This is a genomic window from Lysobacter sp. Hz25 (assembly GCF_046097045.1).
GTDB lineage: Bacteria > Pseudomonadota > Gammaproteobacteria > Xanthomonadales > Xanthomonadaceae > Lysobacter > Lysobacter antibioticus_B.
Map to the genome: position 1 here is coordinate 4,724,806 of NZ_CP175666.1, position 26,276 is coordinate 4,751,081.

Genomic DNA, 26,276 nt, shown 5'->3' on the forward strand with positions numbered 1-26,276 from the left:
CCAGGACGTTCAGGGCGCCGTGCCGGGCGTCTCCGGCTCAGGCACGATCGTGCCCGTGCAGGCGCCGCTGGGCTGCTCGCACAACACCAGCGCGCGATACGACAAGCCGGCCCAACTGCGGCGCAGGCGCATCCCCAAGCGCGGTTTCTGCTGCAGCGACCAATACAAGGGCTGCGAGGTCTCGATGTAGCGCGAGCGATCTGCACCATCGACGGCCGCGCCATCGGCGGCCGCGCCCTCCGGCTCGAAGCGGAAGCTCACCGTGACGCTCGGGCCGCCGTTCTTGCTCCAATGCTGTTGCCAATGCAGGTTGGCGGTCTTGCCGACCACCCACTCCTCGCGTCCCCAACGCGCGTTGTAACGGTCCACCGACCAACCCAGCGCCATCCACATCGCTACCAGCACCATCAGCAAGGGCCCGGCCGCCAGCACGCGCCAAGGCCGCAAACTCGGCCAACGCGCCAGGCGATAAGCGCCACAAGCCAGGCCGACGATCAGCAACAGGTTCCACGCCCGCCACAAGCCGCTGGGTTCCACCGCGACCGGCCCGCCCCCATCGACCAGGCTCACCATCGCCATGATCAGGGCGACCGTAGCCGCGACCCCGAGCGCGATCACGGTCATGACCTTCCATTCGGCCATCGTCACCGGGAAATCTTCGCTGACGGGATCCTTCGTGGCGGCGGCTGCTTCTTGCTTCGATTTCTGTTTCGGCTTCGGCTTCGCTTCCTGCTTCGACATCTGCGCTCCATCGCCGCAAGCCGCGGCCCACATCAGGGTTACCCGGCGCGCGCGCGGAAGCAAGTTGCGGATATTTCGCCGGCACGGCGCTGCCTAGACTCGTGGCTCCCCCTCGATGGAACCACGACATGCGTCTGGACGATTACCGCACCCTGGGCCGCTCCGGCCTGCGCGTCAGCCCGCTCTGCCTCGGCACGATGACCTTCGGCAACGACTGGGGCTGGGGCAGCGACGCCGACGAAGCGCGCAGCGTGTTCGACGCCTACCTCGAACGCGGCGGCAACTTCATCGACACCGCCAACCTCTATACCGGCGGCAGCTCGGAAAGCCTGATCGGCGAATTCGCCCGCGGCCGCCGCGATGCGCTGGTGATCGCGACCAAGTTTTCGCTGTGCATGAATCCCGGCGACCCCAACGCCGGCGGCAACCACCGCAAGAATTTGCGCCAGTCGGTCGAGGCCAGCCTGCGCCGGCTCGGCAGCGATTACATCGACCTGCTGTATCTGCACGCCTGGGATGCGACCACGCCGGTCGAGGAAGTGATGCGCGGCTTCGACGACCTGGTCCGCGCCGGCAAGGTCTTGTATGCCGGCGTATCCGACCTTCCGGCCTGGCAGGCCGCGCGCCTGCAGACCATCGCCGAACTGCGCGGTTGGTCGCCGTTGATCGCTTTGCAGACCGAATACAGCCTGGCCCAGCGCGACAGCGAGCGCGAACTGCTGCCGATGGCGGCCGAACTCGGGCTCGGCGTCACCGCCTGGTCGCCGCTGGCCTCGGGCGTGTTGACCGGCAAGTACACGCAGGCCGACCTCGATGCGGGCAACGCCGAAGGCCGCCGCGCGGTCGCGATCGGCAACGGCGCCCTGACCGAACGCGCGCTCGCCATTGCCGAGACGGTCAAGGCGGTCGCGGCCGAACTCGAACGGCCGCCGGCGCAGATCGCCCTGGCCTGGTTGCTGCACCGGCCCGGCGCGGTGGCGCCGGTGATCGGCGCACGCACCCTGGCGCAGTTGCAGGAGAACCTCGGCGCGCTCGAGATCGAATTCAGCGACGCACAACAGCGTCGGCTCGACGACGCCAGCGCGATTCGGCTCGGCTTCCCGCACGATTTCCTGGCCCTGCCCGGCATCCGCCAGGTGATGTTCGGCGGCGCGCGGGTCGAACGCCGCTGGTGAACCCCGACGGACGAACCCGCGCGGCGGGCACGGCCGTTACTCGGCGCTCTTGTTGGAACGCCTCTTCGACGCGCCCGCCGTGGCCGGCGCGTCGGCATCGGCGCCCTCGTCGTCCAGCAGCGGCAGGCGCCGAAGGTCGCGGGCGTACAGATCGGCCGGGCTGTCGGAGGGGCAGGTCTCGTCCGGGAAGCCGAACTGTTCCTGCAGGGCCTTCGCGCACTCCGGCATGGAGGCGAAGTTCTTGCCGGTGGCCATGCACTGGGCATCGAAATCGCGACGGAAGGCCTCGCGGCGGCGGACGAAGTCCTCGCCGCACTTGCGGGTCAGGCGGATGCGGTCGAGGTCGTCCTGGGCGGCGTTGGTGCCGTCGAGGCCGAATTGCTTGAGCTCGTCCTCGGTGAGCACGCGCAAGTCGCGGTTGGCGATGGTCATCATCAGGTCGGCGACGCCGGTGGCGACGCCGTTGCGTTCCAGATAATCGCGGACCTGCTGGTTGATCGCCTTGAGTTCGCGGCTGAGTTCGGCGCGCGAGGTCGCGGTCGAGCGGTCGCGCATCAGCCGGTGGATGCCGACCTTGCCTTCGATCGAGCGGGTGTCGCCGGCGGCCAACACCAACACACAGGCGCTGTGGCAGACCGAATCCTCGCGCACCCAGATCGCCCAGCCCGACTCGGCGATCGAGTCGCCGGCGCGGATCGCTTCCTCGACGTGGCCGCCGCTGGAGTCGATGTCGAGGATGCGGGTCTGGATTTCCATGCGCGTGGCCATGGCGGCGACGCGCTGCACCAGCGCGGTGAAGCCGGCGCCGATCTTGCCCTGGTAATGCAGGCGCACCACGCCGCTGGCCTGGCACGGCGACAAGGCGTCGACCAGGCTGAAGAAGTCCAGCGCGGTCAGCGGTTTTCCGTCGCCGAAACGCGGGTAGTCGTATTCGCAGCTGATCTTGGCCACGCCGCCGTCGAGCTTGGCCGGCGGCCAGTAGGTGCCTTGCAGGATGTCGGTCTCGCTCGACGCGTCCGCGGCGGCGACCTTGGGCGACTCGTTCTGGCTGCCCATGGTGACCGGCTCGGACCGGGCCGGCGGCGGCGCGGCGGAATCCCTCCCGCAAGCCGCCAGTCCGAGCAGGCACAAGGTCAGCGCAAACGTCCTTCTGAAAAGCATGTTCCACCCATCGGAGTCGGGATCGCGCGGGCCGTCCTGGACCCGCGCCGCGCATCGTCGCCACAGCACCAACGTTAGCCCCAGGGCCCACCAAGCTCAACGGCAGGAGGTCATGGCGTTCGCGCCCGTCAGCGTGCCGACATCATCGTCGGCGGCGCATGAACGGCAGCCGGGGAAACCCCGGCCGCGGCGCCGTCGCCGGCTGCGGCCACAAATCGCAAACCGGGTCCACGCATCGCGATCGCGGCGATTGACTTCGCCGGTCGCGTTGCGTAGCTTGGCGGCGTGATGGTGAACATCGCTTCATGCAGATGAAGCGATGTGACAAATCGCCACCGGTTCGCACCGGCGGCGGTTAGAGGGAATCCGGTGCGGACGCCACGTCCAATTCCGGAGCTGCCCCGCAGCGGTATAGGGAACGAACTTCGTCAGGCACTGGGAGCGATCCCGGGAAGCGACGGACAGTAGGAGGCGCCTCGTGCTCCATGCCCCAAGCCCGAAGACCTGCCATGACCGGAAGGCTCGCCTTCCGTCCGACTCCGGCCCGCAAGGCGTCGGCGCTGCGTCCGGGCCCGTCCCGGCGCGGGCCGCATCGTGCGCGCCGGTTCGCCCGCGGGGGCGAAGGTCGACACCAAGGGTTGCGGCGAAGCCGGGCGCGCGAGCGTCGGGCCGGCGCAGCCGTGGTCTCCTTCGTTGCCCTGCGCCATGCCCACGCATCGCAGGTAATCATCATGATCAGCGTCACCCATCTCGGCTTCCCGCGCATAGGCGCGCGGCGCGAGCTCAAGCTGGCCCTCGAATCGTTCTGGAAAGGCGACACGCCGGCCCAGGCGCTGCACGACACCGCCCACGGCCTGCGCGAACGCCATTGGCAACTGGCGCGGCAGGCCGGCGCCGACGTCGTGCCGTGCAACGATTTCTCCCTTTACGACCACGTCCTCGATACCGCCGTTCTGTTCGACGCGATCCCCGCGCCGTACCGCGAGGTCTACGAGGAAAACCCGCTGACCGGGTACTTCGCCCTCGCCCGCGGCCTGCAGGACGGCCGTCGCGACCTGCACGCGCTGGAGATGACCAAGTGGTTCGACACTAACTACCACTATCTGGTGCCTCAGTTCGAACGCGATCAGCGTTTCGTGCTGCGCGGCGACAAGCCCCTGGCCGAACTGGCCCAGGCGCGCGCGCTCGGCATCCAGGCGCGGCCGGTGCTGCTCGGCCCGGTGTCCTTCCTCAAGCTCGGCAAGCGCAGCGACGGCGGCGACCCGCGCGAGTTGCTCGATGCCCTGCTGCCGGCCTATGCCGAATTGCTCGGCAAGCTCAAGGCGGCGGGTGCCGACTGGGTCCAACTCGATGAGCCGGCCCTGGTGCTCGACCTCGACGACGACGACCGCGACGCCTATCGCCGCGCTTATGCGGCCCTGGCCGAAGCCGACGCGCCGCAGCGCCTGCTGACGACCTACTTCGGCGGCCTCGGCGACAACGCCGCCCTCGCCGCGCGCCTGCCGGTGCAAGGCCTGCACGTCGACCTGGTGCGCGCGCCGCAGCAGTTGGAAAGCGTGCTGCCGCTGTTGCCGGACGACCGCGTGCTCAGTCTCGGCGTGGTCGACGGCCGCAACATCTGGCGCGCCGATCTCGACGCCGCACTGAGCCTGGCCCGCCGCGCCGGCGATCGCGCGCAATGGCTGGCGCCGTCGTGCTCGCTGTTGCACGTGCCGACCGACCTGGAACTGGAACGCAAGCTGCCCGCACCGCTGCGTCACTGGATGGCCTATGCGCGGCAGAAGATCGAGGAACTGCGCCTGCTCGCCGATGCCCTCACCGGCAGCGCCGACGCCAACCGCGACCTCGCCACCGCCGCCAGCGCGCGCGCTGCGCGCCTGGCCTCGCCGTTGCTGCGCAATGCCGAGGTGCGCAAGCGCTTGGCCGCGGTCGAACCGGCCATGACCCGGCGCGCCTCGCCCTACCCGCAACGCGCGAAGGTGCAGGCGCAGCGTCTCGGCCTGCCGCTGTTCCCGACCACCACCATCGGCTCGTTCCCGCAGACCGCCGAAGTGCGACGCGCGCGCGCCGAGCACAAGGCCGGCAAGATCGACGACGCAGCCTACCGGACCTTCCTGGAGAACGAGACCAAGCTGTGCCTGCGCGAGCAGGAAGCGCTGGGCATCGACGTGCTGGTGCACGGCGAGTTCGAACGCAACGACATGGTCGAGTACTTCGGCGAGCAGCTCGACGGTTTCGCCTTCACCGCCCACGGCTGGGTGCAGAGCTACGGCTCGCGTTGCGTCAAGCCGCCGGTGCTGTTCGGCGACGTGGTCCGGCCGCAGGCGATGACCGTCGACTGGACCCGTTACGCGCAGGCGCAAACCCAGCGGCCGGTCAAAGGCATGCTGACCGGACCGGTGACGATCCTGCAGTGGTCCTTCGTCCGCGACGACCAACCGCGCGCCGACAGCTGCCGCCAGATCGCCCTGGCCCTGCGCCAGGAAGTGCTGGACCTGGAAGCGGCCGGCATCGCCATCGTCCAGATCGACGAACCGGCCCTGCGCGAAGGCCTGCCGCTGCGCCGCGCCGACTGGCCGGCCTACCTGGCCTGGGCCGGGGAAAGCTTCCGCCTCGCCGCCAGCGGCGTCGGCGACGCGACCCAGATCCACACCCACATGTGCTACGCCGAGTTCAACGACATCATCGAGGCGGTGGCCGCGCTCGACGCCGACGTGATCTCGATCGAAACCTCGCGTTCGCGCATGGAGCTGCTGGACGCGTTCGTGCGCTATCGCTATCCGAACGGCATCGGCCCGGGCGTCTACGACATCCACTCGCCGCGCGTGCCCATCGAGACCGAGATGCGCGACTTGCTCGACAAGGCTCTGGATGTGCTCGATCCGGCGCAGTTGTGGGTCAACCCGGACTGCGGTCTGAAGACCCGCGGTTGGCCGGAAGTGCGCTCGGCCCTGCGGGCGATGGTGCAGTCGGCGCGCGGCCTGCGCGAGCAGGTCGCCGCCGAAGTCGAGTGAGCATGGCGGCCGACTGAACGGAACCGTCGGGGGCGCTTTCGCGCCGCCGACGATGCCCCTTCCGGAGTGCGGAAGGGGCGCTTGCCTTACATCACGTCGTAGGCCAGCACGTTCCACTGCTCCGGCTGGCCGGAGCTTTCCACCGAGCGCACGATCGCGCCGACGTCGGCGCCGGACACGCTGAACGGTGCGACTTCGTAATCCAGATCCTGGATTTGCAGACTACCTTCCATAGAGTTGCTCCTGATTCGCCGGCCTGATGGCATCCCGCGACGCGCCGGCGACGCCGCGCAGATTCATTGCAGCGTCTGCAGCACCTTGCTCGCATGGTCGCGGACCATCGCGCAATCGTCGGCGTACAAGCGCTCGAGCGCGCCGCGATAAGCGTCGCGATCCTCGCGCAGGCCGTCCAGGCACATCAGGCGCATGCGCGGCGGCAGCACCGTCGAGTCGACCACGTCGGCGAACAGCGGCGTGAGTTCGTCGCCGCCGACCAGCACCGCCATCTCCGCCAACATCGACAAGCGGCTGTGGATGCTCGCCGAGGTGTAACTGAGGATGCGCGCGCGCTCTTCCCCTAATTCCTGTTCGAACACGAAGTTGTACTGGCACTTGGCGATCTGGCTCTGATTGTTGAACAACACGTTCAACGAGATCGACAACTCGTCCGGCGGCGCCTGCCGATGCACATCGCGATGAGCGCGGTAGAGCATGATCTTGCCCTTGGGCAGGGTCGTGACCTCCGAATCCAGGATGCGCGCGCTGTCGCCGATGGCGCCGGTCAGTTCTCCCGGGTCGATCTCGGCGATGTGGGTGCGATAGCCCGAGCCGAAATAACCGACGGTGAGGAAATGGAAGTTGTGGTCGTGGGCGGTGTCGTACGAGTACGCGCGCTCCTCGTTCTTGCGCAAGGCGCCGGTCTGCTTCAGCGGCGACCACACGTTGGCGCGGATCATCACGTGCTTGCGCCGCGCGATCACATAGCACTGCGGGGCGACGAACGGCGGCGGCTCGCCGTCGAGGATCGAACGCAGCGACCGCGCCATGGTGCGCGCGACCAGGGCCGGGTCGTTGGCGTAGGCGGCGAGCACCGGCGCGGCTTCGGCGATGCTGTCCGGGTCGAGCGTATCGACCCGGCTGAAGATGAAATCGAACAGCTCTTCTTCGCTGGCCACCGTGGTCGCGGCGGCATTCAAGGTGTAGGCCATGGCGGTGTCCTTAGCGGTCAGGCGGTCGGGGTCAGGGCGGCGAGCGAACGCGTCGCGGCCCGGCGGATGTCGTCGTGCTCGTCGTCGACGGCATCGCGCAAACGCTCCAGCGCGGCCTGCGGATCGACCTTGCCGAGCAGTCGAATGGCCGACCAGCGCACGAAATGGCGCGGGTGCCGGCTCAGTTCGAGCAAGGCCTGCGGCGCCTGCTCCGCGTCGATAGTGGCCAGGGTCTGGCCGATGCAGACCAGTTCGGAGTCGCTCAGGCGCGCGGAAATGCAGCTGTCGGCACGCAGCGTCTCGGGGTCGAAGCGCCATTGCAGATCGACCGCGCTTTGCGAGAGCAACAACACCACGATGGTCGGTTGCCGCACGTCGACCTTGAACGCGGCATCGTCCACGCCCAGCGCCGCGGCCTCGCCGCTGGCCAGTTCGATGCGGCGGTTGAGCTGCACGCTCTGCTCGCGTTCGAAGTAGGCGTTGCGGAAGCTCTCGCCGGTGGCGTAGGTGCTCAGCTCGATGGCGCCGGCGGCGACGCCGATGCAGGCGTACTGCGACAGGGTGAAGATGCCGCTGGACGAGCTGAAGTAGCGCGACAGGTGCAGCGACCAGCCCTCGCCCGACATCAGGAACACGCCGTGCCGGCTCCACAGGCCGCCGCGGTTCCAGTTTTCCCACAACAGCGCCTGTTCGCCGTCGCCGAGCAGATCGGACAGCTCCTGGCGCAAGCGCGCGGCGATGGCGCCCGATTGCAGCAGAGTCTGCAGGTCCGCCTGCATATCGACGATGCCGGCGATGCCGCGCTCGCCGACGCGCCGGTCGACGGCATGCTTGAAGCGCGCGAATCTGGAATCGGCTAAAGAGCGCGATTGTGCATCCATGCATCCTTCCTTGAGTTGTGAGTTCGATCCAGCGAAACCTTCCGCGTCCTGCGGCCGCCGTGCCCAGCCATTCGGAATGGGTCACGGCCTGGCGACGATCGCGCGTCGCGGAGGATCGTGGTCCAACCGCTCCCCGGACCACGTGTTGCGATCCTAGCGACAAGCCGTCGCAAACGCAGCGATGCACAGGCGACGCCGGTCACAACTCGATCGATGCGTCGACCGCCGCGAACCGATGCGTCGTCGCTACGTAATTACGCTTTCATTCCGGCCACCTAACGCCCGCAATCTACGAATCCGTCCACCTCGCCCGCGCCACGCAAGCTTCGAATCAGTTCCACCCTTTGAAAAAGGGGGGCCAGGGGGGATTTGCTTTTTGCGGCGCACGCCGCCGCCATGCAACCCGAGATCAGAACGAGCCCACATCAAGCAGAGTTCTGGCCAGGCCGGAATGACGGATGTCCCGGCCGCCTCTTCCACAAACCCCGCCCAACAAAAAAGCCCCGCAATCGCGGGGCTTTTCGTCGCTCAGGATAACCGCCGCTTACTTGCCGGCGACGACCTTGACCATTTCCAGGCACTTGTTCGAGTAGCCCCATTCGTTGTCGTACCAGCTCACCAGCTTGACGAAGGTACCGTCCAGCGCGATGCCGGCTTCGGCGTCGAAGATCGAGGTGCGCGCGTCGCCGCGGAAGTCGGTCGCCACGACCTTGTCTTCGGTGTAGCCCAGCACGCCCTTCAGCGCGCCTTCGCTCTGCGCCTTCATTTCCGCGCAGATCTCGGCATAGGTCGCTTCCTTGACCAGTTCGACGGTCAGGTCGACCACCGACACGTCCGAGGTCGGCACTCGGAACGACATGCCGGTGAGCTTCTTGTTGAGCTCCGGGATCACCACGCCGACGGCCTTGGCCGCACCGGTGCTCGACGGAATGATGTTCTCCAGGATGCCGCGGCCGCCGCGCCAGTCCTTGTTGCTCGGGCCGTCGACGGTCTTCTGGGTCGCGGTGGCGGCGTGTACGGTGGTCATCAGGCCACGCTTGATGCCCCACTTGTCGTTGATCACCTTGGCCAGCGGCGCGAGGCAGTTGGTGGTGCACGAGGCGTTCGAGACGATCGTCTCGCCCTTGTAGGTCTTGTCGTTGACGCCATAGACGAACATCGGCGTGTCGTCCTTCGACGGCGCCGACAGCACGACCTTCTTGGCACCGGCATCGAGATGCTTCTGCGCGGTGACCTTGTCGAGGAACAGGCCGGTCGATTCGATCACGACTTCGGCGCCGACCTCGTCCCACTTGAGGTTGGCCGGGTCGCGTTCCTGGGTCAGGCGGATCTTCTTGCCGTTGACGATCAGGGTGTTGCCTTCGACCTTGACCTCGCCCTTGAAACGGCCGTGGACCGAGTCGTACTGCAGCATGTAGGCCAGGTAGTCGGGCTCGAGCAGATCGTTGATGGCGACGATTTCGATGTCGTTGCCGAAATTCTGCACGGCCGCGCGCAGGACGTTGCGTCCGATGCGGCCGAAGCCGTTGATGCCTACCTTGATCGTCATTGAGGTAACTCCTGCAGCCGCCCGGGCGGGTCAAGTGGGGAAACTCCCATTCTAGCAAGGCAGGGGCTGGGTCGCAGTCCGGCCCCCATGGATGGCTCGTCGCGGCCTATGGCGGCCCTTGACCGCGTCCGCAGCGGCTTTAAGGCCATTTCCGCGGCACATAGCAACAAGAATGGAACGTAGGTCTAGGTTTGCCGCTCTCCGGCGTATTTAGAGTGCGGTGCGGACAGACTCCTGTTCAGCAAACCTGCAAAATCGGTCTCTTCACGACCTCACAGGGGACTCAAGGAATGAATCAGCGACTGATCGGCGGCGTCCTCGCCGCCACCCTGGCCTGCGCGGCCCAGCCCGCCCTCGCCCAGCAGACCGGCAACTTCACCCTGGGTATCGGCGCTCACCAGGTCAATCCGAAGTCCGACAACGGCAGCGTGCTGGGCGGAGCGGCCGAGCTGGAAATCGGCGACAACGTCCAGCCCACCATCACCTTCGAGTACTTCATCCGCGACAACCTCGGCATCGAAGTGCTGGCGGCCACGCCGTTCAAGCACGACATCGATATCAAGGGCGTCGGCAAGGTCGGCACGACCAAGCACCTGCCGCCGACGTTTTCGCTGCAGTACCACTGGAACAGCCGCGGCGTGGTCTCGCCCTTCGTCGGCCTGGGCGTCAACTACACGACCTTCTTCAGCGAGAAGACCACCGGCGCATTGCGCGGCACCCGCCTCAAGCTCGACGACTCGGTCGGCGTGGCGGCCCATGTCGGCGTCGACTTCATCCTGACCGAGCGCAGCTCGATCCGCGTGGATGCGCGCTGGATGGACATCCAGACCGATGTCGAGCTGAACGACCAGAAGATCGGCAAGGCCACCATCGACCCGACCGTGTTCGGTCTGGCCTACGTGATGAAGTTCTAAGCGGACGATCCGCATCGGCGATCGCGGCGGGCGCGGCCGGCCGCGATCGCCGCACGGCCGATCCTGCGATTGTTGCCGCACTCGTGCGGCACGCCCATCCGCCAAGCGAATGCGGACCGCATCGCCGTTTGCGCGTGCCGGTTCCGGCCGACCGCGCGCCGCCAGGTTCGGACAGCGGAGTCGATGCACGGCTCCGGTAAAGTGGACGACATGACCTCCATCCGTGCGCGTTCGTTCTCCAAATCGCTGCGCCGCTATTCGGCGCTGCTGCTTCTGCTGCCGCTCAACAGTCTGGCCTGGGGTCCGCAGGGGCATCGCCTCGTCGCGGCGCTGGCCTGGGACGATCTGCGTCCGGACGTACGCGCCGAAATCGCCAAGATGCTCAAAGGCGAAGCCGACCCGTCCCTGCCCGGCATCGCCAATTGGGCCGACGACCTGCGCAACAGCGACCCCAAGCTCGGCAAGGAAAGCGCCAAGTGGCATTACGTCAACCTCGCCGAGGACGACTGCCGCTACGACGCAGCGCGCGATTGCCCCGGCGGCAACTGCGTGGTCGAGGCGATCCGCACCCAGACCGCGATCCTCGCCGACCGCAGCCGGCCCCAGGCCGACCGCCTGCAGGCCCTGAAGTTCGTGGTCCATTTCGTCGGCGACGTGCACCAGCCGCTGCACGCCGGCTTCGGCCGCGACAAGGGCGGCAACGATTACCAGTTGCAGATTCGCGGCGAGCCGGAACCCGTCGACGGTTATGGCACCAACCTGCACTCGCTGTGGGACAGCAAGATGCTGTCGATGAGCAAGCGCGACTACACGGCCTATCTCAAGTATCTGCGGCAGACCCCGGCGCCGGCCGCGACCGCTCTCGGCCTGCCGCCGGCCTCGCCCGCCTGGGCCGAGGCCTCGTGCCGGATCGTGCTGCAGCCGGGCTTCTATCCCGGCGGCCACCTACTCGAACCGGCCTATGTGGAAACCTGGCGCCCGGTGGCGGAAACTCAGCTGAGACTCGGCGGCGCGCACCTGGCCGGCGTCCTCAACGCCGCGCTCGCACGTCGCTGAGCGCAGCGGCCGCCTGCCGGCCTGGTCACGGGGCGGCGTCCGTCCCTCCCGCGCCCATCGAGCGGGGTCGCCGCCAGGAGCGTTCCGTATGTCGCCGCAGGTCATCTCGCCGCAGGTCGTGCCGTTCCATCATCGCGAAACCGGGACCTGGTCGTATCTGGTCGCCGACCCGGCGACGCGTGCGGCCGCCATCGTCGACCCGGTGCTCGACTACGACGCGCGCTCGGGCCGCACCGGCCTGGGCAGCGCGCAAGCCTTGCTCGACGAAGCCGCGCGCCGAGAGCTGCGCATCGACTGGCTGCTCGAAACCCATGCCCATGCCGACCACCTCAGCGCCGCCCACGCCCTGCGCGAGGCCATCGCCGCCGGCGGCGCGACGCCGCCGCGAATCGCGATCGGCCGCGGCATCGGCGAGGTCCGGCGTGTGTTCGCGCCGCTGTTCGGCCTGGCCGAGACCGAGACCGACGCCGCCTTCGACCATCTGTTCGCCGACGACGAAGGTTTCGCCATCGGCGATCTGCAGGCGCGGGCCATCCCGGTGCCCGGCCACACCCGCGACAGCCTGGCCTATCTGATCGGCGACGCCTTGTTCACCGGCGACTCGCTGTTCCTGCCCGACAGCGGCACCGCGCGCTGCGACTTCCCCGGCGGCAGCGCCGCCATGCTGTATCGGTCGATACAAACGCTGTATCGGCTGCCCGACGCCACCCGCGTCTTCGTCTGCCACGACTACGGCAAGCCCGAACGCGAGCCGGCCTGCGAAACCACGCTCGGCGAACAGAAGCGCAGCAACATCCACGTGCGCGCCGGCACCGGCGAAGCCGAGTTCGTCGCCTTGCGCGAGCAGCGCGACGCCGGGCTGCAGATGCCGGCGCTGATCCTGTCGGCGCTGCAGGTCAACCTTCGCGCCGGCGCCCTGCCCGAGCCCGAGGCCAACGGCGTGCGTTACCTGAAACTTCCGCTCGACCGGTTCTGAGGCGACTCAGCCGGCTTCGCGCTACTCTCGTCCTGACTCACACCCGACAGGTCCGCAATGAACCCGATCCGCCGCCGCTGGCTGGGCGCCTTGTGCACGCTCGCCGCGGTTTTCGCGGCCGCTTCGGCGTACGCCGCGCCGAGGCCCGAGGCCGCACCGATCACGGTGTTCGCCGCCGCCAGCCTGAAGGAATCGCTCGACGAAGCCGCGGCCGCGTACACCCAGGCCAGCGCGCAATCGGTGCGGGTGTCCTACGCCGCCAGCTCCGCGCTCGCCCGCCAGATCGAACAGGGCGCGCCGGCCGACGTCTTCCTCTCGGCCGACCTGGACTGGATGGATTACCTGCAGCAACGCAAGCTCATCGACGCCGGCAGCCGCCGCAACCTGCTCGGCAACCGCCTGGTGTTGATCGCCGCCCGGGCCAGTACCGCCAAGCCGGTCGCGCTCAAGCCCGGCGTCGACCTGCGGCCGCTGCTCGGCAACGGCCGCATCGCCCTGGCCCTGACCAACAGCGTGCCGGCCGGCAAGTACGCGCGCGCGGCGTTCACCTCGCTCGGCGTGTGGACCGCGCTGCAGCCCAAGGTCGCCGAGGCCGAGAACGTACGCGCCGCGCTGATGCTGGTCGCGCGCGGCGAAGCCCCGCTCGGCGTGGTCTACGCCAGCGACGCCCGCGCCGAACCGAAGGTGCGCGTGCTCGCGACCTTCCCGGCCGACAGCCATCCGCCGATCGTGTACCCGGTCGCCCGCGTCAGCGGCAGCCGGCATCCGCGTGCGGCAGCGTTCGCGCAGTGGCTGAAGAGCCCGGCCGCGGCGGCGATCTTCCGCCGCCACGGTTTCGCGACCCTGGACTGACCGCGCGACGATGTTCGACTTCAGCCCGGCCGAACTGACCGCGATCGCGCTCAGCCTCAAGGTCGCCACGGTTGCGACCCTGGGCAGCCTGCCGCTCGGCATCGCGATGGGCTGGCTGCTGGCGCGCACCCGCTTCCCCGGCAAGCTGTTGTTCGACACTTTGCTGTATTTGCCGCTGGTGTTGCCGCCGGTGGTCACCGGCTACGCCTTGTTGATCCTGTTCGGCACGCAAGGCGCGGTCGGGCGTTTCCTGTCGGACTACTTCCATTTCAGTTTCGCCTTCCGCTGGACCGGCGCCGCCCTGGCCAGCGCGATCATGGGGTTTCCGTTGATGGTGCGGGCGATCCGCCTGTCGATCGAAGCGGTCGACCGCCGCCTCGAACAGGCCGCCTCGACCCTCGGCGCGAACCGCTGGCGGGTGTTCTTCGGCGTGACCTTGCCGCTGGCCTGGCCCGGGCTGGTCGCCGGCGCGGTGCTGTCGTTCGCCAAGGCGCTCGGCGAGTTCGGCGCCACCATCACCTTCGTGTCCAACATCCCCGGCGAAACCCAGACCCTGTCGTCGGCGATCTACGGGCTGATGCAGGTACCCGACGGCGAGTCCGGCGTGCTGCGGCTGGCCCTGGTCGCGGTGGCGATTTCGTTCGCCGCCGTGTTCGCCTCGGAGTGGCTGGTGCAGCGGCAGCGACGCGAGACCCACCGATGAGCGATGCCATTCTCGATCGCGACTGCAGCGCGGACGATCCGCCCCCGGACGACATCCACGTCCTCGATTTCAGCCTGCGCCGCGGCAGCTTCGAACGCAGCGTCAATATTCGCAGCCGTCATCGCGTGATCGCCCTGGTCGGCGAATCCGGCGCCGGCAAGACCTCGCTGTTGTATGCGGTGGCCGGGCTGCTGCGGCCGCAGCGCGGCCGCATCGAGATCGCCGGCCGCTGCCTGTTCGACAGCGAACGCGGCATCGACGTGCCGGTGCATCGCCGCCGCATCGGCTACGTGTTCCAGGATGCGCGGCTGTTTCCGCACCTCAACGTGCGCCGCAACCTGTTGTACGGCCTGCACGGCGAAGCGCGGCACTCGCCGCGCTTCGCCTTCGAGGCCATCGTCGACTTGCTCGGCATCGCGCCCTTGCTCGAGCGCGATACCGCCGGCCTGTCCGGCGGCGAAAGCCAGCGCGTCGCCCTGGGACGCGCGCTGCTGTCCCAGCCGCACATCCTGTTGCTGGACGAGCCGCTTTCGATGCTGGACATGAACCGCCGCGACGAGCTGTTGCCTTATCTGCAGCGGGTACGCGACGAGATCGCGTTGCCGATGATCTACGTCAGCCACTATCCCGAGGAAGTGCGACGCATCGCCGACGAGGTGCACACCGTCGGTGCCTGAGCGCGTCGAGTGCGCAAGACTGGCGCGCAGCGTTCGGAGGAATGCTTCGAGTCGACGGCGATGCCGTCAGCGCTTGACGTCGACCGGAACGAAGGTGACCGACCGGCCCTGGAACACCGGCTTCATGCCCGAACTGCCGGCGACAAGCTCCAGGGCACTGCGCGCCGGTATGCGATCGACCTGCAGGCTGACGCCTTTGCCGCTGTCGTCGAGCGCCTGCGGATTGGTCAGGATCAGGCCGGCCTGGGTGGCGATGCGACCGGCGACTTCGCGCGGCATTTCGTCCGTCGCCGCGAGGGAGACCATCGGTTCGCCGGGCACCGAGTGCAAATAGACCGATTCGGTCTTCGGCGCGTCGGCGGGTTGCCCGGCCCATACGCCGAAGCCGCTGGCCAGGGCGACCAGACCGAGCACGGTGGCGCCGATCCCGACGCGCTTGGCCGCGGGCAAAGGTTGCTTGAGCATGAGAATTCTCTCCTTCAAAGGATGGGCTTGCGCCCAGTGGCATGCCAACGGCGAAGGGTTCGCCGCCAGCAGGGTTTTCAACATCGCTTCGCCGTAGGTACGCCGCGAGCGGGGATGCCGGGCGAGCACGCGCAGATCGCAGGCCAGCTCCTGGTCGTGACGGAAACGGCGCACGGCGTAATGCAGCAGGGGGTTGAACCAATAAACGCAACGCAACAGGGCGACGAAGGCGTTGACGTGCAGGTCGCCGCGCCGGATGTGGCTGCGTTCGTGGGTGCGGATCAAGGCCTGCTGTTCGATCGAGTAGCGCGTGTCGAAATCGCGCTGCACCACGATGCGCGGCCGCAACAGGCCGAACGCCGCCGGCAACCCCAGGATCGTTTCGGCTTGATAGAGGCCGTCCTCGCGGCGCGCGACGCGGCCGAGCCCGCGCTGGAAGCGCCATTGCTGGCCTAAGGTCGCTACGGCCATGACGATGGCGCCTGCAAGCCAGACAGCGAGCAACCAAGGCATCGGGTCGAAATCGGACGACGCGGCCGCCTGCATCGACGGCGGCAGGATCGGTGCGGCGCTCGCGCCCGCGACCGCCCCTGGCAGCCTTTGCCCTGCCGTCGGCAGCAACACCGCGATCATCAGCAGCGGCACCAGTGCCCAGGCGGCATAGCCGATCGCGGCACCGAAAGCGCGGCGCAGCGGCTGGCGCGCGGCCAACACGAACAACACCGCCAGACTCGTCGCGACCGTGGTTTCGATCAGCCACGTCGTCCATTCCATGCCCATGATCATGAGTCGCTCTCCAAACCGCCGGGGATTGCCGTTGCGTTCGCAGCGCCGCGCCTTGCTGCGACACGCCTGCCAACGACGTCAGTGCGCGTCATCGTCGAGCTCGTCGAGCAATTTGCGCAGATCGGCGATGTCCTTGCGACTGAGCTTGCGCTGCTCGCTGAAGTGCGCGACCAGGGGCGCGACGCGGCCGTCGAACAAACGGTCCAGCAGGCTGCGGCTCTCGCCCATCACCCAGTCCTCGCGCTTGAGCACCGGCGCGTACAGATAACGGCGGCCGTCCTTGTCGGCGCGCACCGCCCCCTTGTTCAACAGCCGGTTGAGCAAGGTCTTGATCGTCGCTTCCTGCCATTGCTGACTGTCGGCGAGCGCGGCGATGACCTCTTCGGCCGACTGCGGGTGACGGCGCCACAACACGTCCATGACGAGAGATTCGGCTTCGCTGATCTGCATCGTTTACATCCGTAATTTTTCCTTAGATTACGCATGTAAACGATACTGTCAAGCCCGCCGTCCGCGGAATGCGATACTGCCCGCATGACCGATCCCGCCCGCTTCGATTCCCTCGACGACGCCGTCGCTTTCCTCTACGAACGACTGCCCGGCCCACTGCATGTCGGTGCCCCGCTCGGCCTGGGCAAGCCGCATCGACTGCTCAATGCGCTGTACGCCCGGGCCGAACGCGAAACCGCGCGTCCGCTGCATCTGTACACGGCGCTGTCGCTGGATCCGCCAGGAGCCGGCAAGGGTTTGGAGGGGCGTTTCGTCGGTCCGTTCGCGCAGCGCCATTTCGGCGACGACTTCCCGCGCCTGCGCTATGTGCAGGCGCTCAAGCGCAACACGCTGCCTGCGCATATCGAGATCGAAGAGTTCTATCTGCAATCGGGCGCGCTGCTCAACGCCGTCGCCGCCCAGCGCCGCTACGCCAGCCTCAACTACACCCACGTCGCTCGCGCTCTGGCCGACCGCGGCGTCAACGCCATCGTGCAGAAGGTCGCGGCCGAACCCGGCGGCGATCGCCTGTCCTTGTCGTGCAATACCGACCTGACCTGCGATGCGGTCGATGCGATCGTCGCCCGCGGCCTGCCGCGGCCGGTGCTGATCGCCGAAGTCGATCCGCAACTGCCCTGGCTCGGCGGCAGCGCCGCCGTCGACCCCGGCTTTTTCGACGCGGTAGTGACTCCGCCGGGTCCGCATCCGAAGCTGTTCGGGCTGCCGCGGCAGCCGGTCACCGACGCCGACTACGCGATCGGCTTCTACGCCAGCACCCTGGTGCGCGACGGCGGCACCCTGCAGATCGGCATCGGCACCCTGGCCGATGCGCTGTGCCATGCGCTGGCGCTGCGGCATACCGACAATGCGGCATATTTGCGGGTGATAGCCGCATTGGGAGTCGACGTTGGAGCAACGCGTGGGCACACGGCTCCGTTGCAGGGTGACCTGACCGGAGACCGTAACGCGAAGGCGCCGGTTGCGCCGCTTGGTCACACCGCTTCTAGCGCCAATGACCTGGCCGGAGGCCGTAACGCGATGGCGCCGGTTGCGCCGCTCGGTCAACCTGCTTCTAGTGCCAATGACCTGAGCTTGGGGCGTAACGCGAAGGCGCCGGTTGCGCCGCTCGGGACCTTTAGCGCTGGGCTTTTTGGATGTAGCGAGATGATCAACGAGGGGTTTCGGCGTCTCGTCGAAGTCGGCGTGATCAAACGCAAGGTCGTCGACGACCTGGAGCTCATGCGCCGGCTCGACGACGGCAGCGCAAGCGCCGCAGACCATGCGTGGCTGGAAGCCGAAGGCGAATTCCTGCAGGGCGGCTTTTATCTGGGCTCGCCCGACTTCTATCAGTGGCTGCGCACCTTGTCGGACGAACAACGGCGCGGCATCGGCATGCGCCGGATCAGCGAAGTCAACGAACTCTACGGCGGCAACGAGACGCTCGAACGCCTGCAACGCCGCGATGCGCGTTTCTTCAACAGCTGCATGATGGCGACTGCGCTCGGTGCGGCGGTCTCGGACACGCTCGACGACGGCCGCGTGGTGTCCGGCGTGGGCGGCCAGTACAACTTCGTCGCCATGGCGCATGCGCTGCCGAACGCGCGCTCGGTGCTGATGCTGCGCTCGACCCGCGAAAGCGCCGGCACGACGCGCTCCAACGTGGTCTGGAACTACGCCCAGGCCACCATCCCGCGCCATCTACGCGATGTCTACATCACCGAGTACGGCATCGCCCACCTGCGCGGCAAGACCGACGAGGACTGCATCGAAGCGATGTGCGCGATCGCCGACACCCGCTTCGCCGGCGCCCTGCGCGAAGCCGCGCGTGCCTCCGGCAAGCTCGCGCCGGGCGCGGCGAAGCCGGCGTCGAGCGCACGCGGCGGCGCCAACACCCCGGAACGTTTACGCGAACTACTCGCCCCGTTCCGCGCCGACGGCACCCTGCCCGACTACCCACTCGGCAGCGACTTCACCGAAGTCGAGCAACGCCTGGTCAAGGCGCTGGGCCTGCTCAAGGCCAGTACGACCACACGTGCGACCACCCTGCGCACCGTGCTGCGGGCCGTGTTCTCCGCTCCCCGCCGCGACGACGAAGCATTGCAACGGATGGAGCTGGAAAAACCCACCGGCCTCGGCGAAAAACTGCAAGCGCGGCTATTGTCCTGGGCGCTGGCACAAGACGGGCAAGGCTGAGCTCGCTTCCTCGGGCGTAGTGTCCGGCGCAGACCAATCGAGGCGCTGCGAGCCGCAAGTCCATCCAGATTCCTTGCCGTTGCCGTTGCCGTTGCCGTTGCCGTTGCCGTGAAGATTTTGCTGTGGCTGTGCGTCGCTTCGCACTCGCGAAGGCAACCGAAGACCCGAAGGGCGGCACGCAGGGATGCGTGCCGTTTTTCATCGGGACAGGGATGTCCCGTATGAAAAATCCCTGCGTCAGCACCGATCGTGCGGGCCTGTGATTCAAAGAAAAGCAACTTCTTTGGTTACCTTTCTTTTGTTGCTTATGACAAAAGAAAGTAACCCGCCGCTTTAGTGGCGGAAGCTTTTAGCGTTTGATCTAGATCTTGCTTGAGCGATGCGTCGTGAACTCGTCGCAACGCGGTCGCGGCTCACGCCGCTCCTACAGGGGAAGGATTCGCGAGGTTCCGTTCTTCAAGCAAGAGCCGGCCCTCAGTAGGCCCCCTGCGTCTCGCCCACGGGCGCCCGCTTGCGCGCCGACACGCGAGCGAACAGCCGATGCCCGAGGCGGATGCCCGGTTTCTCGACGAAACGATAGGTCAACCACGCGGCCGGAATCGCCAGCGCCAGACTGATCGCCGCACAACCGGCATACGCCGCTCCCGGCGGAAGATGCTCGTACAACCTTGCGAACACGCCGTACAAGCGCGACACCACGAACGGATGCACGAGATAAAGCGAGTAGCTGATCGCACCCAGGAAACAGGTCGCTCGATTCACCAGCAAGCGATTATTGGCCAGCAACAGACCCAGCAACATCGCACCGTAGAACAGGGCGCACTGGAGTCAATCGCTCAGCCCCGGCACGGGCGGCAGCAGCCGATAGAACACCAAGGCGTTGCCGAGGATACCGATCAGCAACAAGGCGACGCCGAGCGGTCGGCGAATGCGCACGGGCTTGTCGCGCAGGCATAACCAGAGCTGGAACAGGACGCAGCCCCAGGCGAATACCGGCCAATGCGTCAAGGCTCCATAAACGCCGCCCAGGTGCGCGAACGGCGCCGGCCACCCGGCCGCCCACAGCGACAGCGCGAACGCCAGTGCGAGCAACAGTACCTGTCCGAGCAGCCCGCGCGCGTAAAGGGCGAACAGCGGGAACAGCGGGAACAGCAGGTAGAACAGCACCTCGACGCCGATGGTCCAACTGCCCATGACGATGCCAGACTGCCAATCCGGCGACAGGCCGAACAACATCGATACGTTCTAGACCGTCTCGGCAACGCCGTAGCGGGCCGACTCGCGGAGTTGGTCCGTGAGCAACATCACCGCCAGCAACACCAGCAGCAAGGGCGCGATGCGGAACCACCGGTTCAGATAAAAACTGCGCAAGGCCGCGCCCGATGCGGCATGGCGCGGCCGGGTCAGGGACAACGAAAACGCACTCATGACGAAGAACAGGGCGACACGGGTGACCGCCCATCGACGAACGGCAGGAGCGCCGCTAGCACGGCGAGATCGGGATCGGTCATCGCCATGACGTGATAGATCACCACATACAAGGCGGCCAGGCCGCAGCGCATCCAACTGGGGCAAGCGGGACTGCAGCGGCTCGGTGTTGAGGTCTTGTGCCATGCCATGTCATGGCCTCGGCAGCTAAGGAAGGACACGGTCGCCGGCGCGATCCACCGGAGGGCGTCATCCGGCTCGGTTCCGGATCGGCCCCGAGCCTCGTCACGCGTTGGTGCGGCCCGCCGGAGCGTCGTCGCACCTCGCCTTGCAGGCCCACGCCACCGAGCGGCGGCGGCGCGGCCTGCCCGAACCGGTCAGGCCAGGTTCTTGACCGCCGACACCACACGCTCGACGGTGAAGCCGAAGTGGGGGAACAGGGCCTCGGCCGGGGCCGAGGCACCGAAGCCGTCGATGCCGATCACGTCGCCGTCCAGGCCGACGTACTTGCGCCAGAAGCCGGTAACGCCGGCTTCGATCGCGACGCGCTTGCGCACGGCGTTGGGCAGCACCGACTCGCGGTACTCGAACGGCTGGCGGTCGAACACGTCGCTCGACGGCATCGACACCACGCGCACCTTGAAGCCTTCGGCGCTGAGCACGTCGGCAGCCTGGGTGGCGAGGCCGACTTCGGAACCGGTCGCGATCAGGATCGCGTCCGGGGTGCCTTCGCTGTCGCGCAGCACGTAGCCGCCGAGCGCGATCTGCTTGACCTGCTCGTCGGTGCGCGGCTGATGCATCAGGTTCTGACGCGAGAAGATCAGGCAGCTCGGGCCGTCCTTGCGCTCGATCGCCGCGCGCCACGACACCGCCGACTCGACCGCGTCGCAGGGACGCCAGACGTCGTTGTCGGGGATGTAGCGCAGCGACGCCAGGTGCTCGACCGGCTGGTGGGTCGGGCCGTCTTCGCCGAGGCCGATCGAATCGTGGGTGTAGACGTGGATCGCGTGCGCGCCCATCAGCGCGCTCATGCGCACGGCGTTGCGGGCGTAGTCGCTGAACACCAGGAAGGTGGCGTCGTAGGGGATGAAACCGCCATGCAACTGCAGGCCGTTGCTGATCGCGGTCATCGCGAATTCGCGCACGCCGTAATAGATGTAGTTGGCGTTCGGGTCGTCGGTCGCGACCGACTTGCTGCCCTTCCACAGGGTCAGGTTGGAATGCGCCAGGTCGGCGGAACCGCCGATCAGTTCCGGCAGCAGCGGCGCGAAGGTCTCGATCGCCATCTGCGAGGCTTTGCGCGAGGCGATGGTCGGGCCGTCGGCCTGCAGTTTGGCGATGTAGGCGTTGGCCTGGGCGAGGAAGTCGTCGGGCAGTTCGCCGTGCGAACGGCGGGTCAGCTCGGCGGCTTCGTCCGGGTAACGCGCGGCATAGGCGTCGAACAGGCGGTTCCACTGGTCCTCGCGAACCAGGCCGGTGCTGCGCGAACGCCAGCCGTCGTAGATGCTTTCGGGAATCTCGAAGTCGCCGTACGGCCATTCCAGCGCGGCGCGGGTCGCGGCGATTTCGTCCTTGCCGAGCGGCGCGCCGTGCGAGGATTCCTTGCCGGCCTTGGCCGGCGAGCCGAAGCCGATGGTGGTGCGGCAGCAGATCAGGGTCGGCTTGTCGTCGTGCTTGAGCGCGGTGTCGATGGCGGTCTTGATCTCGACCGCGTCGTGACCGTTGACGTTGCGGATCACGCGCCAGCCGTAGGCCTCGAAGCGGGCCGGAGTGTCGTCGGTGAACCAGCCGTCGGTGTTGCCGTCGATGGAGATCTTGTTGTCGTCCCAGAACGCGACCAGCTTGCCCAGGCCCCAGGTGCCGGCGAGCGAGGCGGCTTCGTGCGAGATGCCTTCCATCAGGCAGCCGTCGCCCATGAACACCCAGGTGCGGTGATCGACGATGCTCAACTCGGGGCGGTTGAAACGCTGTGCGAGCAGCTTCTCGCCGAGCGCCATGCCGACCGCGTTGGCCAGGCCCTGGCCGAGCGGGCCGGTGGTGGTCTCCACGCCCGGGGTCATGAAGTTTTCCGGGTGGCCCGGGGTCTTGGACTCGAGCTGGCGGAAGCGCTTGAGGTCTTCGATCGACAGGTCGTAGCCGGACAGGTGCAGCAGTGCGTACTGCAGCATCGAGCCGTGGCCGTTGGACAAGATGAAGCGGTCGCGGTTGAACCACTTCGGATTGTTCGGGTTGTGGGTCAGGTAGTCGTTCCAGAGCACCTCGGCGATGTCGGCCATGCCCATCGGCATGCCCGGATGACCGGAGTTGGCGGCCTGCACCGCGTCGATGGCGAGGAAACGAATGGCGTTGGCAAGGTCGCGGCGGCTGTGCGTCGTCATGGGAGTCTGCATGCTGGGGGCTTGGAAGCCGCTCCCGACGGGACCGGCGAAGAGCCGCCATTGTCCCATCCCGGCGCCGCCGTGTCGCCCCGCAGCAATGGCCGAAAGCCGCACGCCGGGCTTGCAAATGCGCGGAAAACCGCGCCGGGCCTGCTTCGAGGGCAGGATCGGCACGCTCGCCACAAGTGATCGGTGCGCTCGGCCACGAAGCCTGCCGGGCCGAGCGTGCGGACGGTCGCGCAAGCCCTCGCGCAAACGAAAAACCCGCCGTTCAGGCGGGTTTTCGTGCGCTCGCGGCAGCGGCCTCAGTCCGCCAGGCTTTCGGCCGGCGGATCGGCGACGCCGCGCGACACCATCGCCGCGATGGCGATGTCGCCGGTGACGTTGAGCGTGGTCCGGCACATGTCGAGGAAGTGATTGACGCCGAGGATCAGGCCGATGCCTTCGGCCGGCACGCCGACCATGGCGCAGATCATCGCGACCACCGGCAGCGAACCCGAGGGCACGCCGGCGGTGCCGATGCCGCCCAGGATGCACACCAGCATCACCATCACCTGCTGGCCCAGGCTCAGGTCGACGCCGAAGAACTGGGCCAGGAAGATCACCGTGACGCCTTCGAACAGGGCGGTGCCGTTCTGGTTGGCGGTCGCGCCCACGGTCAACACGAAGCGCGACACCCGACGCGGCAAGTGCAGCTCCTCTTCGGCCACGCGCAACGCGGTCGGCAGGGTGGCGTTGCTCGACGCGGTCGAGAACGCCAGCACCATCGCCTCCTGTACGCCCTTGAAGAACTCCATCGGCGAGCGGCCGCCGAAGAACTTCAGCGCCAGCGAATAGACCACGAACAGATGGATCGCGAGCGCGGCGACGACCACGGCGACGTATTTGGCGAGCTTGAACAGCAGGTCCCAACCGAACGCCGAGGCCAGGTTGAACATGAAGCAGAACACCGCGTACGGCGCCAGCTTGATGACCAGGCCGATCAGGGTCATGGAGATGTCGAACAGGCCCTGGATGCCTTCGCGCAGGGTGTCCACGGCCTTGGAGCGGGTCAGCACCATGCCCACGCCGATCATCAGGGCGAAGAACATCACCGCGAGGATGGCGTCGTTGGCGGCGGCCTGGATGACGTTGCTGGGCACGATCGAGACCAGCATCTGGATGCCCTTGGGCGCGTTGGCGCTGCCCTGGACGATGCTCTGCGCGCGCTCGGCGTTCTCGCTCATCATCAACTGGGCCTGGGCCGGGTCGACGCCGGCGCCGGGCTGGAACAGGTTGACCATGACCAAGCCGAGGATCACCGCCAGCGCCGACATCAGCACGGTCAGGCCGAGCGTGCGCCAGCCGACCCGGCCGAACGAGCGGATGTCGCCCATCTCGCTCACGCCCATGACCAGCGCCGAGAACAACAGCGGGATCACCAGCATGAAGATCAGGCGCAGGAAGATTTCGCCGGCCGGGCCGGTGACGGTTTCGGTGAGCAGCTTGAGCAGCGGGCGGCACTGCCAGGCGACATCGGCGCCGGCCGTGGTGGCCGGACAGACCTGGCCGGCCAGTTGCGCGTAGGTGACGCTGCCGATGCCGGCGGCGTAGACGATCAGGCCGAGGACGAGGCCCGCGAGGAAGCCGATCGCCATCTTCCAATGCAACGGCAGCGGCTTGCGCGCGTTAAGGTTTTCGCTCATGAATCCGGCCTGGCCCAAACAGCGGGCAGGATACACCAGGGGCCCGCGGCGGCCTTGCTGCGTCGCAGCCGCACCGGTCGAGGCCGGCGGAGCACGCGTCGGCGGGTGGAGCGGCGATCGCGGCGCCCGCTCAGGGCGCCGGGCGGCTCAGGAGGGCTCGTTCGAGCATGGCTCGCTCGAACATGCCTCGCTCAAGCAGGGCTCGCTCAAGCAGGGCTCGCTCAGGACGGCTTGCGCGGGGGATACAGCGGCGGCAACGGCGACGCTGTCGTCTGCTCCGCCTCGTGCCACGACGGCCCCTGGGCGAAGGCTTGGCGCAGTTGCGCACGCGCGGCGACGCCGTCGCCTCCGCCCCAGCGCGCGCGGCGCAGCGCCTGCACCGCCTCGCGCTGGGCCGGATCGGCCAGGCGCTCGACCAGTTCGTCGTCGTCGGCCGCCGGCGGATGCGCCAGCGAACGCAGCACGGTCGCGATGTGGTCGAAATCGGCGAGATCGATCATCTGGCGCAAGGCCGGCACGTTGACCGGCACGCGTTTGACCGCAGCGGCGGTGTCGGCGGTGACCTCGGCGCCCGGTTTTGGCAGCAAGGCAGCCGGATGGCTGCGCAGGTGCAAGGCCCAGACCAGGGTCGCCAGCCACAGCGCCGCGAACAGCAGCGCCGCCAAGGCCCAAGCGCTGGAAATGCCGCCCGCAGGCGCGGCACCGACAGCCGCCCCCGCCGCACCGGCCGGCAAGGCATCGGCAAGGGTCGTGGCCGCACCCGCTGCAGCGGACGCAGCCGTAGGAGCCGCCGCGGCCGCACCGCCGGCCGCCGCGATCGTCCACGACAGCGGCGGCAGGGCGCTGCTGCGCGGCTTGCCGCCGGCGACGTCCCACCACTCCATGCGCAGGCCGTCGAGCCGGGTCGGGCCAGTGCGCGACGGCACCAGCGAGAACTTGCGCGTCAGCTTCACCCGCGGGCGGCCGTCGGCGAAACCGTCGTCGGCCTGGACCGGCTCGGGAAACACCTGCACGCCGTCGATCGGCGGCAGTTCCAGCTCGGGCAGCTGCGCGGCGTTGGCGCCGTCGACCGTCGCCTCGACCACCAGGGTCGCCGCGCTGCCGACCCGCAGCTCCTGCGGCGTGGCGCGATAACGCAGGCTCAGGTCGTGCAAGGGCAGCCACGGCTGCGGCGCGTCGGCCGGCAGCGCCTGCACGTTCAGATTACGCGGCCGGGCGCGCGCGCGCAGTTCGTCGCCGCTGCCGCCCATGATCTGGTCGATGAAGCCCGGCGCGCTGCGCCCTTCGAACAGCGCCGCCGGCACGCTGAGGGCGCCGCTGCGTTCGGGCACCAGCAGGAAACGCCGTTCGACCACGGTGTAGCGGCGTCCGGCGATATCGCGGCTGTACTGCGCGTCGTCGCCGACCCGCATCAGCGACGCGCCTTCCGGCACCGGCTGGTCGATCTTGCCGGCCAGCAACGGCACCGCCGCGTACAGACGCACCACCCAGCCCACCGCCTGCTGCACGTAGGGGCTGAGGTCGTCGGCTTCGCTCTCGATGAAGACGTCGCCGCCCGCGCCCTGCGGCGCGCTGGCCGGTTCGCCCAGCACCTCCAGCGCCAGCGGCTGGGTGCTCTCGCTGCCGACTTGCAGCGCCGCAATCGCGATGCGGCCGCTGCGGCGCGGCTGCAGCAGCACCGAGAATTGGCTGCGCACGGCCAGGCCGTTCTTGCCCGGCACCATCTCGCTGTTGCTGCTGCTGGCGCTCAACACGAAATCGCCGCGCAGCGGGGCGAAGTCGGGACTGTTGCCGAGCGAGCCGGTGGTCTCGACGTTCAGGGTCACCGTTTCGCCGGCATTGATGCGCTCGCGGTCGAGCCAGGCGCGCGTTTGCGCGAACGCGCCCGTGCTGAGCGTCGCCAGCAACAACCACAACCCAAGTTGGCCCATCCATCGCGACATCG

At 67.9% G+C, this 26,276-nt stretch carries 24 protein-coding genes and 1 riboswitch; of the genes, 9 read left to right on the top strand and 15 right to left on the bottom strand.

Annotated features, from left to right (window positions below):
- Positions 1 to 9: 9 nt before the first annotated feature.
- Complete coding sequence (locus ACKN61_RS19430) at positions 10 to 741, bottom strand: hypothetical protein (protein WP_408950850.1); 732 nt, start codon at positions 739 to 741, stop codon at positions 10 to 12.
- Positions 742 to 869: 128 nt separating this feature from the next.
- Here ACKN61_RS19430 and ACKN61_RS19435 point away from each other — a divergent pair, with 128 nt between their 5' ends.
- Positions 870 to 1,916, top strand: a complete 1,047-nt coding sequence (locus ACKN61_RS19435; protein WP_408950851.1) for an aldo/keto reductase — start codon at positions 870 to 872, stop codon at positions 1,914 to 1,916.
- Positions 1,917 to 1,952: 36 nt separating this feature from the next.
- On the opposite strand, the gene ACKN61_RS19440 is transcribed toward ACKN61_RS19435, so the two are convergent.
- Positions 1,953 to 2,972 carry a hypothetical protein gene (locus ACKN61_RS19440; RefSeq protein WP_408950852.1) on the bottom strand — a complete coding sequence of 340 codons (1,020 nt, stop codon included), beginning with the start codon at positions 2,970 to 2,972 and terminating at the stop codon, positions 1,953 to 1,955.
- A 233-nt stretch (positions 2,973 to 3,205) separates the two neighbouring features.
- Entirely contained in the window at positions 3,206 to 3,376 is a 171-nt protein-coding gene (locus ACKN61_RS19445; protein ID WP_408950853.1) for a hypothetical protein, read from the bottom strand.
- Positions 3,377 to 3,396: 20 nt separating this feature from the next.
- Positions 3,397 to 3,604: riboswitch (cobalamin riboswitch) on the top strand.
- 204 nt (positions 3,605 to 3,808) lie between these two features.
- Between ACKN61_RS19445 and metE the strand changes: the two genes are divergently transcribed.
- Positions 3,809 to 6,091 carry a 5-methyltetrahydropteroyltriglutamate--homocysteine S-methyltransferase gene (gene metE / locus ACKN61_RS19450; protein WP_408950854.1) on the top strand — a complete coding sequence of 761 codons (2,283 nt, stop codon included), beginning with the start codon at positions 3,809 to 3,811 and terminating at the stop codon, positions 6,089 to 6,091.
- Positions 6,092 to 6,177: 86 nt separating this feature from the next.
- On the opposite strand, the gene ACKN61_RS19455 is transcribed toward metE, so the two are convergent.
- The 4 genes from ACKN61_RS19455 to gap all read right to left on the bottom strand — a co-directional run bounded on the left by ACKN61_RS19455 (position 6,178) and on the right by gap (position 9,729).
- A complete protein-coding gene (locus ACKN61_RS19455) occupies positions 6,178 to 6,324 on the bottom strand; it encodes a hypothetical protein (RefSeq protein ID WP_161786128.1) in 147 nt (48 codons plus the stop codon).
- 63 nt (positions 6,325 to 6,387) lie between these two features.
- Positions 6,388 to 7,299 carry a hypothetical protein gene (locus ACKN61_RS19460; RefSeq protein WP_408950855.1) on the bottom strand — a complete coding sequence of 304 codons (912 nt, stop codon included), beginning with the start codon at positions 7,297 to 7,299 and terminating at the stop codon, positions 6,388 to 6,390.
- 17 nt (positions 7,300 to 7,316) lie between these two features.
- Positions 7,317 to 8,180 (bottom strand): HEAT repeat domain-containing protein, encoded by an 864-nt coding sequence (locus ACKN61_RS19465; RefSeq protein ID WP_408950856.1) that lies wholly within the window; start codon positions 8,178 to 8,180, stop codon positions 7,317 to 7,319.
- 544 nt (positions 8,181 to 8,724) lie between these two features.
- The gene (gene gap / locus ACKN61_RS19470; RefSeq protein WP_031372606.1) at positions 8,725 to 9,729 is read right to left on the bottom strand and encodes a type I glyceraldehyde-3-phosphate dehydrogenase; all 1,005 of its coding nucleotides are present in this window, start codon (positions 9,727 to 9,729) and stop codon (positions 8,725 to 8,727) included.
- 290 nt (positions 9,730 to 10,019) lie between these two features.
- Between gap and ACKN61_RS19475 the strand changes: the two genes are divergently transcribed.
- From ACKN61_RS19475 to ACKN61_RS19500, 6 genes are all read left to right on the top strand, one after another.
- Positions 10,020 to 10,643 carry an OmpW family protein gene (locus ACKN61_RS19475; protein WP_031372607.1) on the top strand — a complete coding sequence of 208 codons (624 nt, stop codon included), beginning with the start codon at positions 10,020 to 10,022 and terminating at the stop codon, positions 10,641 to 10,643.
- Positions 10,644 to 10,853: 210 nt separating this feature from the next.
- The gene (locus ACKN61_RS19480) at positions 10,854 to 11,699 is read left to right on the top strand and encodes a S1/P1 nuclease (protein WP_408950857.1); all 846 of its coding nucleotides are present in this window, start codon (positions 10,854 to 10,856) and stop codon (positions 11,697 to 11,699) included.
- A gap of 88 nt (positions 11,700 to 11,787) precedes the next feature.
- The gene (locus ACKN61_RS19485) at positions 11,788 to 12,675 is read left to right on the top strand and encodes an MBL fold metallo-hydrolase (protein WP_408950858.1); all 888 of its coding nucleotides are present in this window, start codon (positions 11,788 to 11,790) and stop codon (positions 12,673 to 12,675) included.
- Between the two features lie 57 nt (positions 12,676 to 12,732).
- Entirely contained in the window at positions 12,733 to 13,527 is a 795-nt protein-coding gene (gene modA, locus ACKN61_RS19490; RefSeq protein ID WP_408950859.1) for a molybdate ABC transporter substrate-binding protein, read from the top strand.
- A 10-nt stretch (positions 13,528 to 13,537) separates the two neighbouring features.
- Positions 13,538 to 14,230: a molybdate ABC transporter permease subunit gene (gene modB / locus ACKN61_RS19495; protein ID WP_031372611.1), complete on the top strand. Its 693-nt coding sequence runs from the start codon at positions 13,538 to 13,540 to the stop codon at positions 14,228 to 14,230.
- A complete protein-coding gene (locus ACKN61_RS19500; RefSeq protein ID WP_408950860.1) occupies positions 14,227 to 14,907 on the top strand; it encodes a molybdenum ABC transporter ATP-binding protein in 681 nt (226 codons plus the stop codon). Before modB ends, ACKN61_RS19500 begins: the two co-directional genes overlap by 4 nt.
- 66 nt (positions 14,908 to 14,973) lie before the next feature.
- On the opposite strand, the gene ACKN61_RS19505 is transcribed toward ACKN61_RS19500, so the two are convergent.
- Both ACKN61_RS19505 and ACKN61_RS19510 read right to left on the bottom strand, forming a co-directional pair.
- Positions 14,974 to 16,158 carry a M56 family metallopeptidase gene (locus ACKN61_RS19505; protein WP_408950861.1) on the bottom strand — a complete coding sequence of 395 codons (1,185 nt, stop codon included), beginning with the start codon at positions 16,156 to 16,158 and terminating at the stop codon, positions 14,974 to 14,976.
- 78 nt (positions 16,159 to 16,236) lie between these two features.
- Positions 16,237 to 16,608 carry a BlaI/MecI/CopY family transcriptional regulator gene (locus ACKN61_RS19510; RefSeq protein WP_408950862.1) on the bottom strand — a complete coding sequence of 124 codons (372 nt, stop codon included), beginning with the start codon at positions 16,606 to 16,608 and terminating at the stop codon, positions 16,237 to 16,239.
- Between the two features lie 84 nt (positions 16,609 to 16,692).
- Between ACKN61_RS19510 and ACKN61_RS19515 the strand changes: the two genes are divergently transcribed.
- Positions 16,693 to 18,840: an acetyl-CoA hydrolase/transferase C-terminal domain-containing protein gene (locus tag ACKN61_RS19515; RefSeq protein ID WP_408950863.1), complete on the top strand. Its 2,148-nt coding sequence runs from the start codon at positions 16,693 to 16,695 to the stop codon at positions 18,838 to 18,840.
- Between the two features lie 474 nt (positions 18,841 to 19,314).
- Here the strand turns inward: ACKN61_RS19515 and ACKN61_RS19520 are convergent, their stop codons facing one another.
- The 6 genes from ACKN61_RS19520 to ACKN61_RS19545 form a co-directional block, all read right to left on the bottom strand.
- Entirely contained in the window at positions 19,315 to 19,641 is a 327-nt protein-coding gene (locus tag ACKN61_RS19520; RefSeq protein WP_408950864.1) for an acyltransferase family protein, read from the bottom strand.
- A 27-nt stretch (positions 19,642 to 19,668) separates the two neighbouring features.
- Positions 19,669 to 20,076, bottom strand: a complete 408-nt coding sequence (locus ACKN61_RS19525) for a hypothetical protein (protein WP_408950865.1) — start codon at positions 20,074 to 20,076, stop codon at positions 19,669 to 19,671.
- Between the two features lie 9 nt (positions 20,077 to 20,085).
- Positions 20,086 to 20,268: a hypothetical protein gene (locus ACKN61_RS19530; RefSeq protein ID WP_408950866.1), complete on the bottom strand. Its 183-nt coding sequence runs from the start codon at positions 20,266 to 20,268 to the stop codon at positions 20,086 to 20,088.
- Positions 20,269 to 20,645: 377 nt separating this feature from the next.
- Positions 20,646 to 22,646: a transketolase gene (tkt, locus tag ACKN61_RS19535; RefSeq protein WP_408950867.1), complete on the bottom strand. Its 2,001-nt coding sequence runs from the start codon at positions 22,644 to 22,646 to the stop codon at positions 20,646 to 20,648.
- Positions 22,647 to 22,951: 305 nt separating this feature from the next.
- Positions 22,952 to 24,331: a dicarboxylate/amino acid:cation symporter gene (locus tag ACKN61_RS19540; protein WP_408950868.1), complete on the bottom strand. Its 1,380-nt coding sequence runs from the start codon at positions 24,329 to 24,331 to the stop codon at positions 22,952 to 22,954.
- 221 nt (positions 24,332 to 24,552) lie between these two features.
- Positions 24,553 to 26,274 (bottom strand): BatD family protein, encoded by a 1,722-nt coding sequence (locus tag ACKN61_RS19545; RefSeq protein ID WP_408950869.1) that lies wholly within the window; start codon positions 26,272 to 26,274, stop codon positions 24,553 to 24,555.
- Positions 26,275 to 26,276: the final 2 nt, after the last annotated feature.

What these genes read in the sequence shown, in the direction of transcription:
- ACKN61_RS19430 (WP_408950850.1), bottom strand. Translation starts at nt 741, where the DNA reads ATGTCGAAGCAGGAAGCGAAGCCGAAGCCGAAACAGAAATCGAAGCAA.
- ACKN61_RS19435 (WP_408950851.1), top strand. Translation starts at nt 870, where the DNA reads ATGCGTCTGGACGATTACCGCACCCTGGGCCGCTCCGGCCTGCGCGTC.
- ACKN61_RS19440 (WP_408950852.1), bottom strand. Translation starts at nt 2,972, where the DNA reads ATGGGCAGCCAGAACGAGTCGCCCAAGGTCGCCGCCGCGGACGCGTCG.
- ACKN61_RS19445 (WP_408950853.1), bottom strand. Translation starts at nt 3,376, where the DNA reads ATGTTCACCATCACGCCGCCAAGCTACGCAACGCGACCGGCGAAGTCA.
- metE (WP_408950854.1), top strand. Translation starts at nt 3,809, where the DNA reads ATGATCAGCGTCACCCATCTCGGCTTCCCGCGCATAGGCGCGCGGCGC.
- ACKN61_RS19455 (WP_161786128.1), bottom strand. Translation starts at nt 6,324, where the DNA reads ATGGAAGGTAGTCTGCAAATCCAGGATCTGGATTACGAAGTCGCACCG.
- ACKN61_RS19460 (WP_408950855.1), bottom strand. Translation starts at nt 7,299, where the DNA reads ATGGCCTACACCTTGAATGCCGCCGCGACCACGGTGGCCAGCGAAGAA.
- ACKN61_RS19465 (WP_408950856.1), bottom strand. Translation starts at nt 8,180, where the DNA reads ATGGATGCACAATCGCGCTCTTTAGCCGATTCCAGATTCGCGCGCTTC.
- gap (WP_031372606.1), bottom strand. Translation starts at nt 9,729, where the DNA reads ATGACGATCAAGGTAGGCATCAACGGCTTCGGCCGCATCGGACGCAAC.
- ACKN61_RS19475 (WP_031372607.1), top strand. Translation starts at nt 10,020, where the DNA reads ATGAATCAGCGACTGATCGGCGGCGTCCTCGCCGCCACCCTGGCCTGC.
- ACKN61_RS19480 (WP_408950857.1), top strand. Translation starts at nt 10,854, where the DNA reads ATGACCTCCATCCGTGCGCGTTCGTTCTCCAAATCGCTGCGCCGCTAT.
- ACKN61_RS19485 (WP_408950858.1), top strand. Translation starts at nt 11,788, where the DNA reads ATGTCGCCGCAGGTCATCTCGCCGCAGGTCGTGCCGTTCCATCATCGC.
- modA (WP_408950859.1), top strand. Translation starts at nt 12,733, where the DNA reads ATGAACCCGATCCGCCGCCGCTGGCTGGGCGCCTTGTGCACGCTCGCC.
- modB (WP_031372611.1), top strand. Translation starts at nt 13,538, where the DNA reads ATGTTCGACTTCAGCCCGGCCGAACTGACCGCGATCGCGCTCAGCCTC.
- ACKN61_RS19500 (WP_408950860.1), top strand. Translation starts at nt 14,227, where the DNA reads ATGAGCGATGCCATTCTCGATCGCGACTGCAGCGCGGACGATCCGCCC.
- ACKN61_RS19505 (WP_408950861.1), bottom strand. Translation starts at nt 16,158, where the DNA reads ATGATCATGGGCATGGAATGGACGACGTGGCTGATCGAAACCACGGTC.
- ACKN61_RS19510 (WP_408950862.1), bottom strand. Translation starts at nt 16,608, where the DNA reads ATGCAGATCAGCGAAGCCGAATCTCTCGTCATGGACGTGTTGTGGCGC.
- ACKN61_RS19515 (WP_408950863.1), top strand. Translation starts at nt 16,693, where the DNA reads ATGACCGATCCCGCCCGCTTCGATTCCCTCGACGACGCCGTCGCTTTC.
- ACKN61_RS19520 (WP_408950864.1), bottom strand. Translation starts at nt 19,641, where the DNA reads ATGTTGCTGGGTCTGTTGCTGGCCAATAATCGCTTGCTGGTGAATCGA.
- ACKN61_RS19525 (WP_408950865.1), bottom strand. Translation starts at nt 20,076, where the DNA reads ATGTTGTTCGGCCTGTCGCCGGATTGGCAGTCTGGCATCGTCATGGGC.
- ACKN61_RS19530 (WP_408950866.1), bottom strand. Translation starts at nt 20,268, where the DNA reads ATGAGTGCGTTTTCGTTGTCCCTGACCCGGCCGCGCCATGCCGCATCG.
- tkt (WP_408950867.1), bottom strand. Translation starts at nt 22,646, where the DNA reads ATGACGACGCACAGCCGCCGCGACCTTGCCAACGCCATTCGTTTCCTC.
- ACKN61_RS19540 (WP_408950868.1), bottom strand. Translation starts at nt 24,331, where the DNA reads ATGAGCGAAAACCTTAACGCGCGCAAGCCGCTGCCGTTGCATTGGAAG.
- ACKN61_RS19545 (WP_408950869.1), bottom strand. Translation starts at nt 26,274, where the DNA reads ATGTCGCGATGGATGGGCCAACTTGGGTTGTGGTTGTTGCTGGCGACG.